This is a genomic window from Synechococcus sp. PROS-9-1 (assembly GCF_014279775.1).
In the GTDB taxonomy this organism is placed as follows: domain Bacteria; phylum Cyanobacteriota; class Cyanobacteriia; order PCC-6307; family Cyanobiaceae; genus Synechococcus_C.
Genome location: NZ_CP047961.1, coordinates 1,031,508 through 1,045,564 on the forward strand (window position 1 = coordinate 1,031,508; position 14,057 = coordinate 1,045,564).

15 protein-coding genes and 1 tRNA gene are annotated in these 14,057 nt (G+C 51.6%); 7 read left to right on the top strand and 9 right to left on the bottom strand.

What is annotated here, in order from left to right; translation table 11 throughout:
- The first annotated feature begins 18 nt into the window (after positions 1-18).
- The 3 genes from SynPROS91_RS05480 to SynPROS91_RS05490 are packed head-to-tail and all read left to right on the top strand — an operon-like array spanning position 19 to position 2,052.
- On the top strand, positions 19-783 hold the full coding sequence (locus SynPROS91_RS05480) for an HAD-IA family hydrolase (RefSeq protein ID WP_186519079.1): 765 nt from the start codon (positions 19-21) through the stop codon (positions 781-783).
- Complete coding sequence (locus SynPROS91_RS05485; RefSeq protein ID WP_186519081.1) at positions 783-1,121, top strand: DUF565 domain-containing protein; 339 nt, start codon at positions 783-785, stop codon at positions 1,119-1,121. The genes SynPROS91_RS05480 and SynPROS91_RS05485 overlap by 1 nt, the downstream gene beginning before the upstream one ends.
- Positions 1,111-2,052, top strand: coding sequence for a kinase (locus SynPROS91_RS05490; protein WP_255439961.1), 942 nt, complete (start codon positions 1,111-1,113; stop codon positions 2,050-2,052). Before SynPROS91_RS05485 ends, SynPROS91_RS05490 begins: the two co-directional genes overlap by 11 nt.
- Positions 2,053-2,054: 2 nt before the next feature.
- On the opposite strand, the gene rpmF is transcribed toward SynPROS91_RS05490, so the two are convergent.
- Positions 2,055-2,231: a 50S ribosomal protein L32 gene (gene rpmF / locus SynPROS91_RS05495; RefSeq protein WP_186519083.1), complete on the bottom strand. Its 177-nt coding sequence runs from the start codon at positions 2,229-2,231 to the stop codon at positions 2,055-2,057.
- Between the two features lie 87 nt (positions 2,232-2,318).
- On the opposite strand from rpmF, the gene ftsH reads away from it, so the two are divergent.
- Together ftsH and SynPROS91_RS05505 are read left to right on the top strand one after the other, a co-directional pair.
- Complete coding sequence (gene ftsH / locus SynPROS91_RS05500; protein ID WP_186519085.1) at positions 2,319-4,181, top strand: ATP-dependent zinc metalloprotease FtsH; 1,863 nt, start codon at positions 2,319-2,321, stop codon at positions 4,179-4,181.
- A gap of 35 nt (positions 4,182-4,216) precedes the next feature.
- Entirely contained in the window at positions 4,217-7,000 is a 2,784-nt protein-coding gene (locus SynPROS91_RS05505) for a UPF0182 family protein (protein ID WP_186519512.1), read from the top strand.
- Positions 7,001-7,480: 480 nt separating this feature from the next.
- Here the strand turns inward: SynPROS91_RS05505 and SynPROS91_RS05510 are convergent, their stop codons facing one another.
- Positions 7,481-8,083, bottom strand: coding sequence for a peroxiredoxin (locus SynPROS91_RS05510; RefSeq protein ID WP_006852528.1), 603 nt, complete (start codon positions 8,081-8,083; stop codon positions 7,481-7,483).
- Positions 8,084-8,243: 160 nt separating this feature from the next.
- On the opposite strand from SynPROS91_RS05510, the gene SynPROS91_RS05515 reads away from it, so the two are divergent.
- Positions 8,244-8,537 carry a hypothetical protein gene (locus SynPROS91_RS05515; protein ID WP_186519087.1) on the top strand — a complete coding sequence of 98 codons (294 nt, stop codon included), beginning with the start codon at positions 8,244-8,246 and terminating at the stop codon, positions 8,535-8,537.
- Positions 8,538-8,574: 37 nt separating this feature from the next.
- Here SynPROS91_RS05515 and SynPROS91_RS05520 read toward each other — a convergent pair.
- The 7 genes from SynPROS91_RS05520 to SynPROS91_RS05550 all read right to left on the bottom strand — a co-directional run bounded on the left by SynPROS91_RS05520 (position 8,575) and on the right by SynPROS91_RS05550 (position 13,199).
- Positions 8,575-8,648 (bottom strand) — tRNA-Met (locus SynPROS91_RS05520).
- Between the two features lie 35 nt (positions 8,649-8,683).
- Positions 8,684-9,691 carry a M23 family metallopeptidase gene (locus SynPROS91_RS05525; protein ID WP_186519514.1) on the bottom strand — a complete coding sequence of 336 codons (1,008 nt, stop codon included), beginning with the start codon at positions 9,689-9,691 and terminating at the stop codon, positions 8,684-8,686.
- Between the two features lie 109 nt (positions 9,692-9,800).
- Complete coding sequence (locus SynPROS91_RS05530) at positions 9,801-10,289, bottom strand: tRNA (cytidine(34)-2'-O)-methyltransferase (RefSeq protein WP_255439963.1); 489 nt, start codon at positions 10,287-10,289, stop codon at positions 9,801-9,803.
- 68 nt (positions 10,290-10,357) lie between these two features.
- Positions 10,358-10,924, bottom strand: a complete 567-nt coding sequence (locus SynPROS91_RS05535) for a bifunctional adenosylcobinamide kinase/adenosylcobinamide-phosphate guanylyltransferase (protein ID WP_186519089.1) — start codon at positions 10,922-10,924, stop codon at positions 10,358-10,360.
- 4 nt (positions 10,925-10,928) lie between these two features.
- The gene (gene pxcA / locus SynPROS91_RS05540) at positions 10,929-12,077 is read right to left on the bottom strand and encodes a proton extrusion protein PcxA (protein WP_186519091.1); all 1,149 of its coding nucleotides are present in this window, start codon (positions 12,075-12,077) and stop codon (positions 10,929-10,931) included.
- Positions 12,078-12,083: 6 nt separating this feature from the next.
- Entirely contained in the window at positions 12,084-12,761 is a 678-nt protein-coding gene (gene psb32 / locus SynPROS91_RS05545; RefSeq protein WP_186519517.1) for a photosystem II repair protein Psb32, read from the bottom strand.
- 30 nt (positions 12,762-12,791) lie between these two features.
- Entirely contained in the window at positions 12,792-13,199 is a 408-nt protein-coding gene (locus SynPROS91_RS05550) for a tellurite resistance TerB family protein (protein WP_186519093.1), read from the bottom strand.
- Positions 13,200-13,267: 68 nt separating this feature from the next.
- Here SynPROS91_RS05550 and SynPROS91_RS05555 point away from each other — a divergent pair, with 68 nt between their 5' ends.
- On the top strand, positions 13,268-13,909 hold the full coding sequence (locus SynPROS91_RS05555; protein ID WP_186519095.1) for a cofactor assembly of complex C subunit B: 642 nt from the start codon (positions 13,268-13,270) through the stop codon (positions 13,907-13,909).
- Positions 13,910-14,057 lie beyond the last annotated feature (148 nt).

Below are 14,057 nucleotides of genomic sequence, written 5' to 3' on the forward strand. Positions count from 1 at the left end.
GCTGTTGCCATCAATTGCATGGCCGTCATGCCTGTCTTGAAGACCGTGTTCTGGGATGTGGATGGCACCCTTGCGGACACAGAAATGGATGGGCATCGACCAGCCTTCAACCGAGCTTTTGTTGAACAGGGTTTGAATTGGACCTGGGACCCAGAGACCTATAAGCGTTTGCTGAACATTCCTGGTGGAAGCCTTCGCATGAAAACCTTTGCGCAGCAGCAGGGTGACGTTTTGAGTGATGCGCAGATTGCTCAGCTGCGCACTTCCAAGCAGCGTCACTATCTCGATGCAGTGCGTGCCGGAGCTGTGTCTCTGCGCCCAGGTGTAGATCGTCTTCTTGGTGAGCTTCAGGAGCGTGGGATTGCTCAATGGATTGTGACCAGCAGCGGTGCTCTTTCCGTATCCGCGCTGTTAGACACCCTGTTTCCCGGTGACGTCCATCCGTTTGCTGGGGTGATTAGTGCCGATGATGTGTCGAGCCATAAACCCTGTCCTGATCCCTATTTGAAGGCGCTTGAATGCAGCAACACCGATCCAGATGCGGCTTTGGCATTTGAGGATTCAACGCCCGGCCTTCTCTCTGCCAAAGCGGCTGGACTTCGTTGTCTCCTGATGCCTTCCCCATGGGATCAGGAGCTCTATCGGTATCAAGCTCGAGCCGAGGCGGTGCTGGATCATCTTGGAAATACCCAGCTTCCATGCCGTGTTTCGAGCGGCCCCCCTTGTGTGGATGGGCTTGTCACGCTGGAGTACTTGCAGATGCTTCTCGTCTTACCTGATTGATGACGACCCATCTCACCCGCTATGAACAGTTTCAGCGACGGATTGGTGTTCAACTCACGCGATCGCTAACCGGATCGTGGCGTCGCCGCAGCCTGGGTGTTCTTTCCCTGCTGCTCGGGTTCCTTTTGGGCAGCAATTTCACCATGTATTGGTTTCAACAGGTCGATCAACAACGCCCTTTTGTTGTGCTCTCGATGGTGTTCGTGATTGAGCTGTTGGTGAGGGCTAGGACGTATGTCAAACGCGAACCCTGGCCCATTGGTTGGCTGGCGATCGACAACATCCGTATCGGGGCTGTGTTTTCAGTCGTCTTTGAGGCCTTCAAGCTTGGCTCCTGATCCGTCTCCAATGGCTCCCAAAGGTTTGCCTTTGCTCCTTGAAGCCTTGGGTTGGTCCGATCCCGAGCGCTGGTGGAGCCTTTGGCAGCAACGCGGTGGTTTTGAGCTTGCGCGTCGCGTTTGGCCCGCAGACGTAAAAGATGAATGGCTGCTGGGTGTGGCGTTGCCATTGCTCTCGCAGGCAGAGAGTCTCTTGGAGATGGGTGGTCGTCCCCTGCTCGGACTGAGTGCTCTCCCTGGATGCGGAAAATCCACCCTTTGCGATTGGCTTGTGCAAGCCAGCTCCGAGTTGGGATGGTCGATCGCGTTTGTTTCGATCGATGATTTTTATTGGCCTGGCCCGGAGCTTGATCGACGGATGGCAGGAAATCCCTGGGGAGTGCCCAGGGCCATACCGGGTAGTCACGATCTTGAGTTGATGGCCACGGCCCTCGATCAGTGGCGAGAGACGGGTGTGTTGAACGCCCCTCGTTTTGATAAATCCCTACGTCAAGGTCGAGGGGATCGCAGTGAATGGGTTCGTTCCACTCCTGATTTAGTCGTTCTGGAGGGATGGTTCGTGGGCGTTCTCGTTTCCGATGAGCTTTCTTGCACACAGAACACCCATTCGCTTGAGCTCACGACGGAAGAGTTGCTGTATCGCGAGCAGCTCTTCCGGCTCTTGCCTGACTATGAACCGATTTGGAATCGAATCGATAAGCTTTGGCACCTCAAATCCCAAAGCGGCACATCAAGCCGGCTTTGGAAGCGACAGCAGGTGGAGACCCAAGCCAAGACAACCGGTGTTCAAGTGCCTCAATCCGCTGTCCAAGATTTTGTTCGGATGATTGAAACTGCATTTCCAGCACCTTGGCTGCAGGATCTGCATCAATCCGATGTTGTGATTGATCTCACGAACCAACGCGCTGTTCGAGAGATCACCTTGAAATGAATTCAGTCCTCGCTGTCATCAGCATCAGCAACGGGGTACACAAAACCTTGAGCGCGGCCACTCAACACTGATTTGCCGATTGACATGGCACGTTGTGCAGCAGTGGCTGCTTTTGCCTTCCAAACAGCATGGCGTTGATTGCGCTTGCCTTTAGAGGTTTTCTTCTTCGGTACAGCCATTGCAGCCGGAACTCATCCAATCGCCCATAATCTACTTTAGAGAGTCCGCTCGTCAAATCGCTACTCTTAATACATCGCAGGAACGGTGTGAGTTCAGGTCAGGAAGATCGTGAAATCATCGTCTCCCAGGCATCTGGGACCGATGCCAAGGAAAGGCCCACCAATGTGTTTGCTCGTTTCGAATCGGATCCACCGCCGAGTTACAGCGAATTATTGACGCAAATTTCAGCGGGAAAAGTCAAAGATCTGCAATTGGTTCCTGCTCGCCGGGAAGTGATCGTGGAATACGACGACGGCCGCAACGCCGTTGTGTCCACGCTGGCGAACGATCAACAGATCTTGCGCACAGCTGAATCAGCTGGCGTTCCCCTGACGGTGAAAGATGTTCGTCAGGAACAAGCTTTGGCTGGATTGGCAGGAAATTTGGCCTTGATCGCTTTGATTGTGATCGGTCTTTCCTTTCTTCTTCGTCGCTCAGCTCAGGCCGCAAACAAGGCCATGGGCTTTGGTCGCAGTCAAGCGCGGATTCGCCCTCAAGATGAAATCACCGTTCGATTTGAGGACGTTGCCGGGATCAGCGAAGCCAAGGAGGAACTTCAGGAGGTCGTGACCTTTCTGAAGCAGCCGGAGAGTTTTATCCGTCTTGGAGCGCGGATCCCTCGGGGGGTTCTGTTGGTGGGACCACCTGGAACGGGAAAAACATTGCTTGCCAAAGCCATTGCTGGGGAGGCTGGGGTTCCGTTTTTTTCGATTGCGGCATCTGAGTTTGTAGAGCTGTTTGTGGGCGTTGGTGCCAGTCGCGTTCGCGACCTGTTTCGCAAGGCCAAGGAGAAATCGCCATGCATCATTTTTATCGATGAAATTGATGCCGTTGGCCGTCAACGCGGTGCAGGAATTGGGGGAGGGAATGATGAGCGCGAGCAGACCCTGAATCAGTTGCTGACAGAAATGGACGGTTTTGCTGATAATTCAGGTGTGATCCTGCTTGCCGCCACCAACAGGGCTGACGTGCTCGATACGGCATTAATGCGTCCAGGACGTTTCGATCGTCGTATCCAGGTCGACCTGCCTGACCGCAAGGGGCGTGAGGCGATTCTTGCGGTCCATGCCCGAAGCCGGCCTCTTTCAGACGAGGTGTCTCTGGCTGATTGGGCCTTAAGAACTCCAGGATTTTCAGGTGCTGACCTGGCCAATCTCATTAATGAGGCCGCGATCCTTACGGCGCGGAATGACCGATCATTTGTTGGCAGCTCAGAATTAGAGGCAGCCCTCGAACGCATCACGATGGGCTTATCCGCGTCTCCACTGCAAGACAGTGCGAAGAAACGGCTGATCGCCTATCACGAAATAGGCCACGCCCTGGTGGCAGCCCATACTCCTCATGCCGATCCCGTGGACAAGGTGACCTTGCTTCCACGCAGTGGCGGTGTGGGCGGATTTACCCGATTCTTCCCTGATGAGGAGGTGATTGATTCCGGCCTGGTCAGCAAGGCTTATTTGCGGGCCCGTCTTGTGATGGCACTCGGCGGTCGTGCAGCAGAGATGGTGGTGTTTGGGCCTGGTGAGATTACCCAGGGGGCGAGTGGAGACCTGCAAATGGTGTCTCAGCTCGCCAGAGAAATGGTGACTCGCTTTGGATTTTCTTCTCTGGGGCCTGTTGCGCTTGAAGGTGGAGATCAGCAGGTGTTTCTAGGCAGAGACTTGATCCATACCCGTCCCTCTTATGCGGAGAGCACAGGTAAAGCGATTGATGCTTGTGTCCGCCAACTGGCAATCCAAGCTCTCAATGAAGCGATCGCCTTGTTAGAGACCCGTCGCGAGGTGATGGATCGTCTTGTTGAAGCCTTGATTACAGAAGAAACGCTATCGAGTTCGCGTTTTCATGATTTGGCCGGTCTTGATGCACCTCTCAACAAAACTGTCCTGGCCCAAAGGCCAGTTGCGACTTGATTCGCTCCACTCCAGTGGCAAAAATCATCCCGACGATGGGGCGTTTTGGGATCTTGTTGATCCCATTGATTGTGATTCTCTCCAGGCTGCAGGTGGAGTGGTATTGGTTCGATCAATTTGAACTCGGGTCTGTTTACGGCAAACGCTTATTTCTTCAATTAGCAGGCGCACTTTTTGCTTTTTTGTTTGTTGGTAGTTGTGCGCTTTGGCGTCAATCTTGGCTGCGCTCACCTGAATTAGAAAAGGTTGAGCGCAGACCTGTCCTGACTGGCTATCGCTACGGCTTCTGTCTGTTGACATCTCTCCTGGTGCTGCTCTCCGTTCTCGCCATTGATACACGACTGGCTTGGCTGGCCTGGAGCGAACCTTTTTCATTGTCGTATTGGTGGAGTCTTCCCTTTTCGACAGGTTGGCCGCTGCTGAGCTTGTCCATTCTGGTGCTGATTTTGATCATGTTCGGCCTCACCCGCAGCCGACGTTTAGGTCTCGCACAGGTTTATGGAAGTGTGTGCATTTGTTTGATCGTTGCGCGCAGCTGGGGGCTCTGGAGCCTTGCTCTTTCGATTCCAGATCTTGGCCGCATTGAACCCATGCTCGGGTCTGATGTGAGCTTTGGGTTGGGTCGTTTTTCTGCGATTGCGCTTGGCCTTGAGTTAGTGCTTTTGCAACTTTCACTCACGCTGAGTACAGCTTTATGGAGTCAATTAACACGTTCAACTTGCCTTAGTGATTGGACCTTTCCAGGATTAACTGTGCGCCAGCGACATGGTTTGAGGCCTGGTTTTGCTTTGGTTCTGATCACATGCTCCGGGTTGATGTGGCTCTCAAGGCACCAGTTGCTTTGGACTCAGGATGGAATCGTTGCAGGCGCTGGTTGGCTCGATGTTCATCTGCTGCTTCCTCTGCGATCGGTGGGTTCGATTGCCCTGCTCGTGTTGGCGTTTGTTGTCTTGCCATCACCCTTTTCCAGTCTTCGTCGCCGTCAGTTAAGGCTGATCCTTGCCTGTATTGCTGTGGCGTCCTTTGGATTGGAGATGGTTTTGTTTCCTTTGATGCATTGGCTTGTGGTGCGTCCGCGGGAATTACAGCTCGAGAGCCCTTACATCAGTCGTGCGATTGAGGCCACGCGTCATGCCTATCAATTGGATCGAATTACCACCCGACAAGTTGATCCTTCTCCTCGCTTAAGTCCCAGGGATCTCCAAGACGGTGCCAGTACGTTGCGCAATATTCGTTTGTGGGATAGCCAACCTCTTCTTGCTACGAATCGACAGCTTCAGCAGCTCAGGGTTTACTACCGCTTTACGAATGCAGCTGTTGATCGCTATCAGTTGCGTCCTGATTTACTGGAACGCCAGCAGGTGATCCTTGCTGCGCGTGAACTCGACCAGGCGGCCCTCCCCAAGCGATCACGTACTTGGCAAAATCGTCACTTTGTCTTTACACATGGTTTTGGATTCACATTGAGTCCAGTGAATTCAAGCGCTGCAGATGGACTGCCTGATTATTTTATAAGCGATATTGGTCGTTCAGCGAGTATTAATGGCAACGAATTTCTTGATATTAGTCGTGACGATGTAAAGAAGAATGTGCCGATTGGACGAGCTGCGCTCTATTTCGGAATGCTTCCATCTCCCTATGCCGTTGCTCCAACACAAATTGAGGAATTTAATCATCCAGAAGGAGACGAAAATACCTACAACCATTATTCAGGTGGAGCTGGCATCCCACTGGCGTCTTTAGGACAGCGGATTGCTGCATCGATCTACATCCGTGATCCAAGGTTGCTTAATACGGGCGTCCTTCAACCTGATTCACGCCTATTACTTCGACGTGATGTCAAAAAGCGTGTGAAGGCTTTAGCACCCTTTTTGCAGTTGAAAGGTGATCCCTATCTTGTATCAGTTCCTATGGAGTCTGGTCTTGATCAGTATCAAGACGATCAACACCAGTACTGGATTGTTGATGGATACACCAGCTCAAACACTTATCCCTATGCATCAACACTTCCAGATGGACAAGAGATGCGTTATGTACGCAATTCAGTGAAAGCTGTCGTTGATGCTTATAACGGCACAGTTCATCTGTATGTGAGTGAACCTGACGATCCGATGATTCGTGGTTGGCAGAAGGTTTTCCCCGCATTATTTCAGCCCTTAGAGTCAATGCCTACATCTTTGCGTCAGCATCTGATGGTTCCTGGTTCTTTGTTTGAATTACAGGTACAGCAATTGCTCCGCTATCATGTTACAAATCCACGCATTTTCTATAGTGGAGATGACGTTTGGCAAGTACCAAAAGAGCTGTATGGAAAGACGCAGATTCCAGTAGCTCCATATCATATTACTGCGCAAGTAAAACCGAGTGTTGACTCTGAGTTTTTACTTTTACAACCGCTTACTCCGCTAGCACGTCCCAATCTTTCCGGTTGGTTAGCGGCTAGAAACGATTCTGAGCATTATGGAGAACTGATTCTGTTGCGATTTCCTAGTGATGTTCCGATCTTTGGCCCTGAGCAGATCCAGGCTTTGATCAATCAGAATCCGGTGATTAGCCAGCAGTTTGGTCTTTGGGACCGTGCGGGCTCTCAAGTGGTCCAAGGCAACCTTTTGGTAGTGCCACTTGGGAATGCTCTTCTCTATGTTGAGCCGATTTATTTAAGAGCACGTCGCGGTGGTTTGCCGACGTTAACGCGTGTTGTAGTCAGCGATGGCAGCCGTGTTGCGATGGCCAAAGATTTACGCACGGGCCTTGATGCTCTTCTTCAGGGGAGTGGAACCAAGGATGTTGTTGTGCAGGAGCTTGATAAGGATTTATAGCCCTATTATTTTGTAGTGGCTTTGGGATTAAATTATTCCAGTTCCGGAAGCAATATGCAAACCTACTAATAAGCACAGGCTAATATCGATAGCAGGGATCAATAAATGAATAACTAATTATTTGACGATATCTTTTGAACCATCAATTCGTCCAAGCTCCCCTTCCCCTCTCCAGCCTTGGATCACTCACTCTCCTTTCACAGCAGAAGACGGTGATGCCAGCCTAACCAGCCACAGCCTGCAGGAACGGCAACGAGGGGACCTCTGATTGAAGACGTGTGGGATGCTCCAGACGATATCGAGTCAGGCGATGCGTCCGCGCATGCGTGACAAGCAGGACTAGTGAAGCGCGCAATCACAGACAGACAAGACATAAAAAATCGGGATAGATCAGTGACCTATCCCGTGACCTCAATCATTTGGCCATTCGACTTAAAGTGCCTGCAAGGGCTGATCCTTAAAGCCTTATGACGGTGTCGATCAGCCGATCGCAGCAAAAAACTCTTTGCTGCCCTTGGGATCAGGCTTCATGGTCTTCTCGCCTGGTGTCCAGTTAGCTGGACAGACTTCATCTGGATTGGACTGCACGTACTGGAATGCTTGAAGTACGCGCAGGGTCTCGTCAACATTCCGGCCAACAGGCAAGTTGTTGATCGTGGCGTGCATGATCACACCCTCTGGGTCGATGATGAACAAACCACGCAGAGCCACGCCTTCAGCGTCATCGAGAACGTTGTAAGCAGTGGAAATTTCCTTCTTCAGATCTGAAACGAGCGGATAGTTGATATCTCCGATGCCGCCTTGATTGCGTGCGGTTTGGATCCAAGCCAGGTGACTGAATTGGCTATCCACTGAGATACCCAGCACTTCGGTGTTTTTGCTGGAGAAATCAGAGTAGCGATCGCTGAACGCTGTGATTTCAGTTGGGCAAACGAAGGTGAAGTCCAGTGGGTAGAAAAACAGCACCACGTACTTGCCGCGGTACTGAGACAAGCTGATCTCTTTGAACTCCTGATCAACTACAGCGGTAGCTGTGAAATCAGGGGCCTGTTGGCCCACGCGCAGGCAACCGTTGTCGGTCATGATGAAAGGTCGATGGGTACGTGACGGAAGCAGCAGACCAGACTCAATCCAAAGTCGGTCCGACTTCTAGTTACATCGCTTAATTTATCACGCCCTACCCTTGCCTGCAGTTGGCGGAATCGCGCATAGCTTGCTGCTGATGGAGTCCTAAAATAAATAGATGATTGATCAACCCATGGCTTGGGATCAGGCCTTATTACGCAAATTCAGCAGTACAGGTCACTTCCGACTCTTAAATCAAGTCCGCAGCGAGCTCAAAAGTCAGCCACTGAATCGTGATGCCCAGACCAGAAAGCTCGTGCTTCAGGCAAGGCCTCATCACGGACAATCTGTACGACAACAGCGGCGCCCCAATCCTGTTCCAGAAGATCAACCAATTTTAACGCTTGAAGAAACGACGAAGGACAGCCCAACATCATTCAGAGAGCGACTTAACGCCATCGAAATGCGATGAGATTCATTCGAATTAAAACAATTTAATTAATAAAAAATGGCTCGGGGGAGACTTGAACTCCCGACCTTGGGGTTATGAATCCCACGCTCTAACCAGCTGAGCTACCGAGCCGTAACCTCTAAATTTTAGACGATCGTCAGGACCTCTTAGGCCCGACGACGTGTTGGAAGCTTTGCCATTGGATCTAATGCTGAACCACCGTATTGGCGTATTTCAAAATGTAGATGAGGTCCAGTGCTTCTCCCAGTACTGCCCATGAGTGAGATTCTCACTCCCTGGGGAATGATTTGTCCTTTGCGGACCAAAAGGCGACTGTTGTGGGCGTAACGGGTGGATGATCCGTCGGAGTGAGTCAACTCAACCAAATAACCGTAGCCACTCCTCCAACCTGAAAATTTCACAACCCCATCTCTGGCAGCAACGATTGGGGTTCCGACGTTGTTTGCAATATCAATGCCCTTATGCATACGGCCCCAACGCCATCCAAAGCCAGAGGTGAAGACCCCTTTTGTAGGCCACACGAAGGTTTGATTCCCAACCGAATCATCCTCTTCCTCTACTCCAGGCAATGGCGGCAGATCTGGGAAGCTTGCACCACCTGAACGTATAGGGCGAATCGCTAACAGAGCCAGCGGTGAAGCTTTGGCAACACGCACTTCGCTACCAATGGTCATACGAGCTAGATCCAGACCGGGATTCAGCGAGCGCAATTCACTCAGGCTGACGCCTTGATCTCGAGAAAACGTTGAAAGTGATTCGTTCGCTTTGATGCGAACAACGGGTGGCGGAACAGGAGGAGATTGGAGCGGTGCGCTGTGGAGAACGGTTGTTGCGTCAAGGCGAGATGCGTTTTCAAGTCCTTCCTCAGCGTCAGAAGGGAGAGCTACCCAAGAGCCAGCCTGGATCGACTCAAAGGATGACTGGTCGTTAAGAGCGATGAGATCAGAGGAGGAATATCCCAGATCCTCCGCTATACCTTTAAGAGTGCTCTGAGTCGAGACCTTCACCCAAATTCTGCTTTGGGTTGCTGGTGCCGATGCCAGAAGAAAGGGTGCTTGTACGCGGCCAGCATCGGCAAAACCTGGATGCTGCGCCAAAACAGATAAAGACGTTCCTGATGCGATTGCCGTAACGAGAACGAGAAGGGGCTTCATCTGAATCAGCGATTGGTACCGCTCCTGGAGAAGCCGCCACAGCTCAGGAACGGCCTGAAAGTAACGGGTGTAGGAGATTGGCGCAAGGGCTGAAGTGTCAGCTTGCCAATTACCACAACTGCAGCTGCGAGCCTGCTTGGTGGCTGACGATGGCACAAGCCACAGAAAGATTGAGGCTTCGTACGCCCCCTAGGCCATCTTCTCCGGCGCTACATGGCATCGAAATGGTTGTGATCTGGGTGCATCGGCTGCGTGTTGCTTCCGATAGGCCGGTGTCTTCCCTGCCGAATAACAAAATATCTCCCCGTTGGAACTGCATGTCTTGAAGAGGCACCCCTCCTCGACGGCTACAGCCAATCACCCTTGAGACTTGGGCAAGGGACTCAAAAAATGCGTCGACATTCTTGTGGATGGTGATGTCTACGTGAGGCCAATAATCAAGACCAGCCCTTTTTAAATAACGATCTTCAAGACTGAACCCAAGAGGTTCAATTAAATCCAACGGCAAACCAAAAGCTGCACAAGTACGGGCAATATTTCCTGTATTTGGAGGAATTCGAGGTTCATATAGCGCCACCCTCAAGGGTTTTTGGATCAAAGGCTTCTCATCCGAAGATTGTTTGCCAGATGATTGATTAATTAAGGATTGATTGATTGAGGCTTTCTTCACGGAACGAGCATGCCTAATTGAGTGAGATTCAAAGCTCTGCCTTGAACAACGAGCCAGCTGTCTGCCGCGTGTTGTTCTAATCGTTGGGCTAGCCAGCCTTGGCGGTCACGAAACAATCCGCCAATCATTGTGGAGGGGACGACACCCCAGCCTGTTTCTTCAATGACGATCACGGTGGGGCGTCTTCGAGTGAGAAGACTTTGAACCAGATCTTCCGCCTCTTGCTCCCACTGAAGATCATTGCGATCGAGGTGCACGGCCGTAAAGCCTCCAAGGGCATCGATCAGCAAGGGTTGATTGGCATCTTCTCTGCGTATGCATTCAGCAAGCTTTGATCCCGGTTCGCGTAGTTGCCAGTGCAACGGTCGTCTTTCTCGATGTAGTCGCATCCGTTCATCCCAGCTTGGATCATTCGAACGATGGGCAGAGGTCGCTACGTAGGTGACCGTCTCTTGAGAGCTGAGCAAATGTTCAGCCCATCTGCTTTTCCCTCCACGGCTTGGTCCGCTAACAACAATGAGCCCGTTGGGAAGCTCTGGGCTTTTTGTGTTTGGATGAGCCAAAGCGTTATCCGCCTCCGTTCATGCCTCGCAATGTGGCGACTGAGGATGGACTGACACGGTTGAGATAGCGGAAGATCCAATATTTGAATATTGTCGCCAAAATCACAGGGAATGTAGCGATGAAAAGCAGGATAAAGTTTTCACGTGCTGGAAATCCAAAGTGATTTGCAATGCCATCAAGAAGCACAGTCCAGCCTTCTGGGCTATGAAATCCAACAAAGATGTCGGTGAAGAGAATAATCGCAAAGGCTTTGGCTGAGTCGCTTAATCCGTATACAGCCTCATCAAAAAATCCGCGAAGAACCCTAAGCTCCTCGCGACTGAACAAGCAAACCATGACGAAGGCAAGCGTGGCTGAAATGTCTGCTAAAACATTTTTCACAGCATGGGTGCTTTCAGTGTCAGCCTCTTCTTTGAGCTCAGCAGCCTTCTTGCCTAATTGTTGTTGTAGTTCTTCTTGGCTTGGGATTGAGTCGCCGCGAAGAAGGGCATCGAATTCAATTTCTGCCTTATAAACTCTCAACTTTTCAACAGCTTGTTCTTCAAGTTGTGGCTTTGGGTAACTCAAGAAGGGCAGGTCTGGAGCAAAGCGGTCTACAGCAGGACTGATGATGTAGGTGCGGCCGACCTGTTGAACTAACAGAGGTACCAGAATCAGTAGTAAAAGAACCTTCAACGAGATCAGGGTTGAATCCCTGCGTCTTCTAAAGCCTGCAACTAATGTCGCTTCTCCGGCAGGATTGAGCTGCCTGCGCACCTTGTCGAAGACCCCGAGCAGTGAGCGCGGCAGCGGATCTGGAGCGCGAGTCATGGTTGGAGCCCCCGCAGCCCGTTTAGGGCTATACCGATTTACGACACTTTCAATCAGCTGAAGTTGACGTAATTCCTGGGGATCCAGCTGGGCTCGCTGGTACTCCAGTTGATCTAGCGACAAACGACAAACATTGATCGCAACTCGAAACTTGCGCAGAACTGTCGCCTGCACTGATTTCGGAACAGAGAGCTCAAGTTCGGGACGAATGGGTCGGTCGCCGTAATACTCCAGTTCCAAGCTCTGGATTAATAAGGCCGCTTCATAGCCCCGATCGAGGTCAGAGTTGAAATCAAGTGCGTTGGCTTTGCCGAAGGCTCCTATCCAATTGCGAAATGCCATAGCTGATCAGCGTGAGAAGACCCACCAGGTGGCCATCGGCACAATGGTTCCGACCACCAGCAGCACAATGACCCAAGTGAAGGCATTGCTTTCACGTGTTTCCTCAACAGTGGGAACGTTTGTGGGAATCGTGGTGCGTTCAATTTCAATCGGTGGGCCTGGATCTTCGCCCCCATCAAGAACGACTGCAATTCGATCAATTCCATCCATGGATGCCTGTCGGAATCTCTCGCCATCACGCATCGGCTGACTCATCGTGGTTCGAGCAGTACTGCGGAGCAACGCGTCTGGTAGTTGATCGCTCAGCTCTGCTGAGATCACAACCGCAGCTTGTTTGTTCTGAGTTTCTTCAAGGAAAAGAAGCAGAGGACGCTCACTCCTGTTGTCGTTATTTGACCAACGTTCCACCAATTCTTCTCCGAATCCCGTGAGACTCAGCCCGTAGTCCAGTTTCCGTAGGGTGATCACCCTGGCGTCCACCTTGGAAGACTCCAGTTGATTCAGTCGCGTTTCGATTTCATTCTTTCCAGCCCGACTCAACACGTCAGCTGAATCCAGGACGGCTTCATCCGGCGGCTGAGCTGGTAAGTCTTGGGGAGATAAGGCAAAACCCGCTGGCACTGCCAAAAAGAAACAGAGACTTGCGGCGATGAGCAGCTGCAGAGACTTGAAGAGGCTAGGCATCATGAGGCGTTCGATTGGTGGAGTCTGCCGTCAGTTGGCAAGGCTGTCGTGATTCAAGGCCATGATCGCGTCCATCACTGCTTGAGCTTTGCCTTGAGGTAGTTCGACGCTTTGAGCGAGCTCGTCGAGAAAGGTTTGTTCCTCAGTGGTCACGGTCCTATCAGCGTGAACCAGCTGCACGGCCACAGCAAGTGCTGTTTCCTGTTGCGATTGTTTGAGTTGGGGTAGGGCGTCTTTGATCAATTGACTTGATCCTTTCTCGCGAAGGCGTTTGAGTAGATGGTCAAACAACATTGCCATCTCACTCTCGCTTCGATCCTTGTAAGGGGTTCGATATTCCAGTTGAAGCCTTAAAGCATGCGCTTCATCTTTGCCCAGAACTCCATCACAAGCCACTGTGGCCAGCGCGATCGCGGCAAAGGCTTCGGATTCGGTCATCAGCTTTGAAGGGTTGACTTCTATTTCAGCAAAAGTGCATTGATCTGACTGCTCATGAGTTGCAAAAAATGTTGAGATCCAACCAATGGTGTTTGCTCGCAGGTGTTCTTGTTTTGGGTCTTTCCATCCTTAACGCCAGCACCGCTGAAACCATTACTCCAAGCCTGGAGCGAGCCGATGTTCTTGCCGGGATGGCAGGCGTTGGCTTGATGCTGGTTTCCATCCTGTGGACGAGGGCCTCTCCACGCAGTCCGGAAGCAGTTGAACTGGAGGGTGAGCAGGGTTTTGTGCTTTCCTCTGATTTGGCCGATGAGGTTCGGGCTGAACTGGCATGGGGTAGCCATCAGTTCCTGACCGCGACCTCTGCTGCCACGATCCTTGTGTTTTGGAAGGACTCGGTCCTGCTTCGCCGGGGCCTTTTAGGTGCTGGTGATTTTGAACCTGGCGAGATCTGTCAACGATCGCGGCAAAAGCAAGAACTGATTTCTCTTGTAAAAACAGCCCTCTACCCAGGGAAAGCTGAATTTGACCCCGTCTTACCCGGCTTGCCTTCCGTGATGGTGCAGCCCCTGGGACAAAGCGGCTGGGTTGTGATTGGTGGTTGGTCAGAACGATGCTTCAGTCGCTCCGATGAACGTTGGCTGAGCGGTTGGGCTGAACGTCTTCAAACAACACTGAGTTCTGCAGAGGCTGAAGAGGAAACCCTGTAATCGCAGTAATTCGAAGTTTTTCTCGTTTGGTTGCCCGATTATTATTGGCCACGGATTCGGAAACTAGGGCAGAGATTATTGCCGTGATCCTGGGGACCCACGTGGTCAAGCGTTTGCCAGGTTTGCAAAAGCTGCCATAACCATGATG

Coding starts and splice junctions, on each gene's coding strand:
- SynPROS91_RS05550 (WP_186519093.1), bottom strand. CDS start 13,199: ATGACCGAATCCGAAGCCTTTGCCGCGATCGCGCTGGCCACAGTGGCT.
- SynPROS91_RS05515 (WP_186519087.1), top strand. CDS start 8,244: ATGATTGATCAACCCATGGCTTGGGATCAGGCCTTATTACGCAAATTC.
- rpmF (WP_186519083.1), bottom strand. CDS start 2,231: ATGGCTGTACCGAAGAAGAAAACCTCTAAAGGCAAGCGCAATCAACGC.
- SynPROS91_RS05485 (WP_186519081.1), top strand. CDS start 783: ATGACGACCCATCTCACCCGCTATGAACAGTTTCAGCGACGGATTGGT.
- psb32 (WP_186519517.1), bottom strand. CDS start 12,761: ATGCCTAGCCTCTTCAAGTCTCTGCAGCTGCTCATCGCCGCAAGTCTC.
- SynPROS91_RS05480 (WP_186519079.1), top strand. CDS start 19: ATGGCCGTCATGCCTGTCTTGAAGACCGTGTTCTGGGATGTGGATGGC.
- SynPROS91_RS05505 (WP_186519512.1), top strand. CDS start 4,217: ATGGGGCGTTTTGGGATCTTGTTGATCCCATTGATTGTGATTCTCTCC.
- SynPROS91_RS05555 (WP_186519095.1), top strand. CDS start 13,268: ATGTTGAGATCCAACCAATGGTGTTTGCTCGCAGGTGTTCTTGTTTTG.
- SynPROS91_RS05525 (WP_186519514.1), bottom strand. CDS start 9,691: ATGAAGCCCCTTCTCGTTCTCGTTACGGCAATCGCATCAGGAACGTCT.
- SynPROS91_RS05510 (WP_006852528.1), bottom strand. CDS start 8,083: ATGACCGACAACGGTTGCCTGCGCGTGGGCCAACAGGCCCCTGATTTC.
- pxcA (WP_186519091.1), bottom strand. CDS start 12,077: ATGGCATTTCGCAATTGGATAGGAGCCTTCGGCAAAGCCAACGCACTT.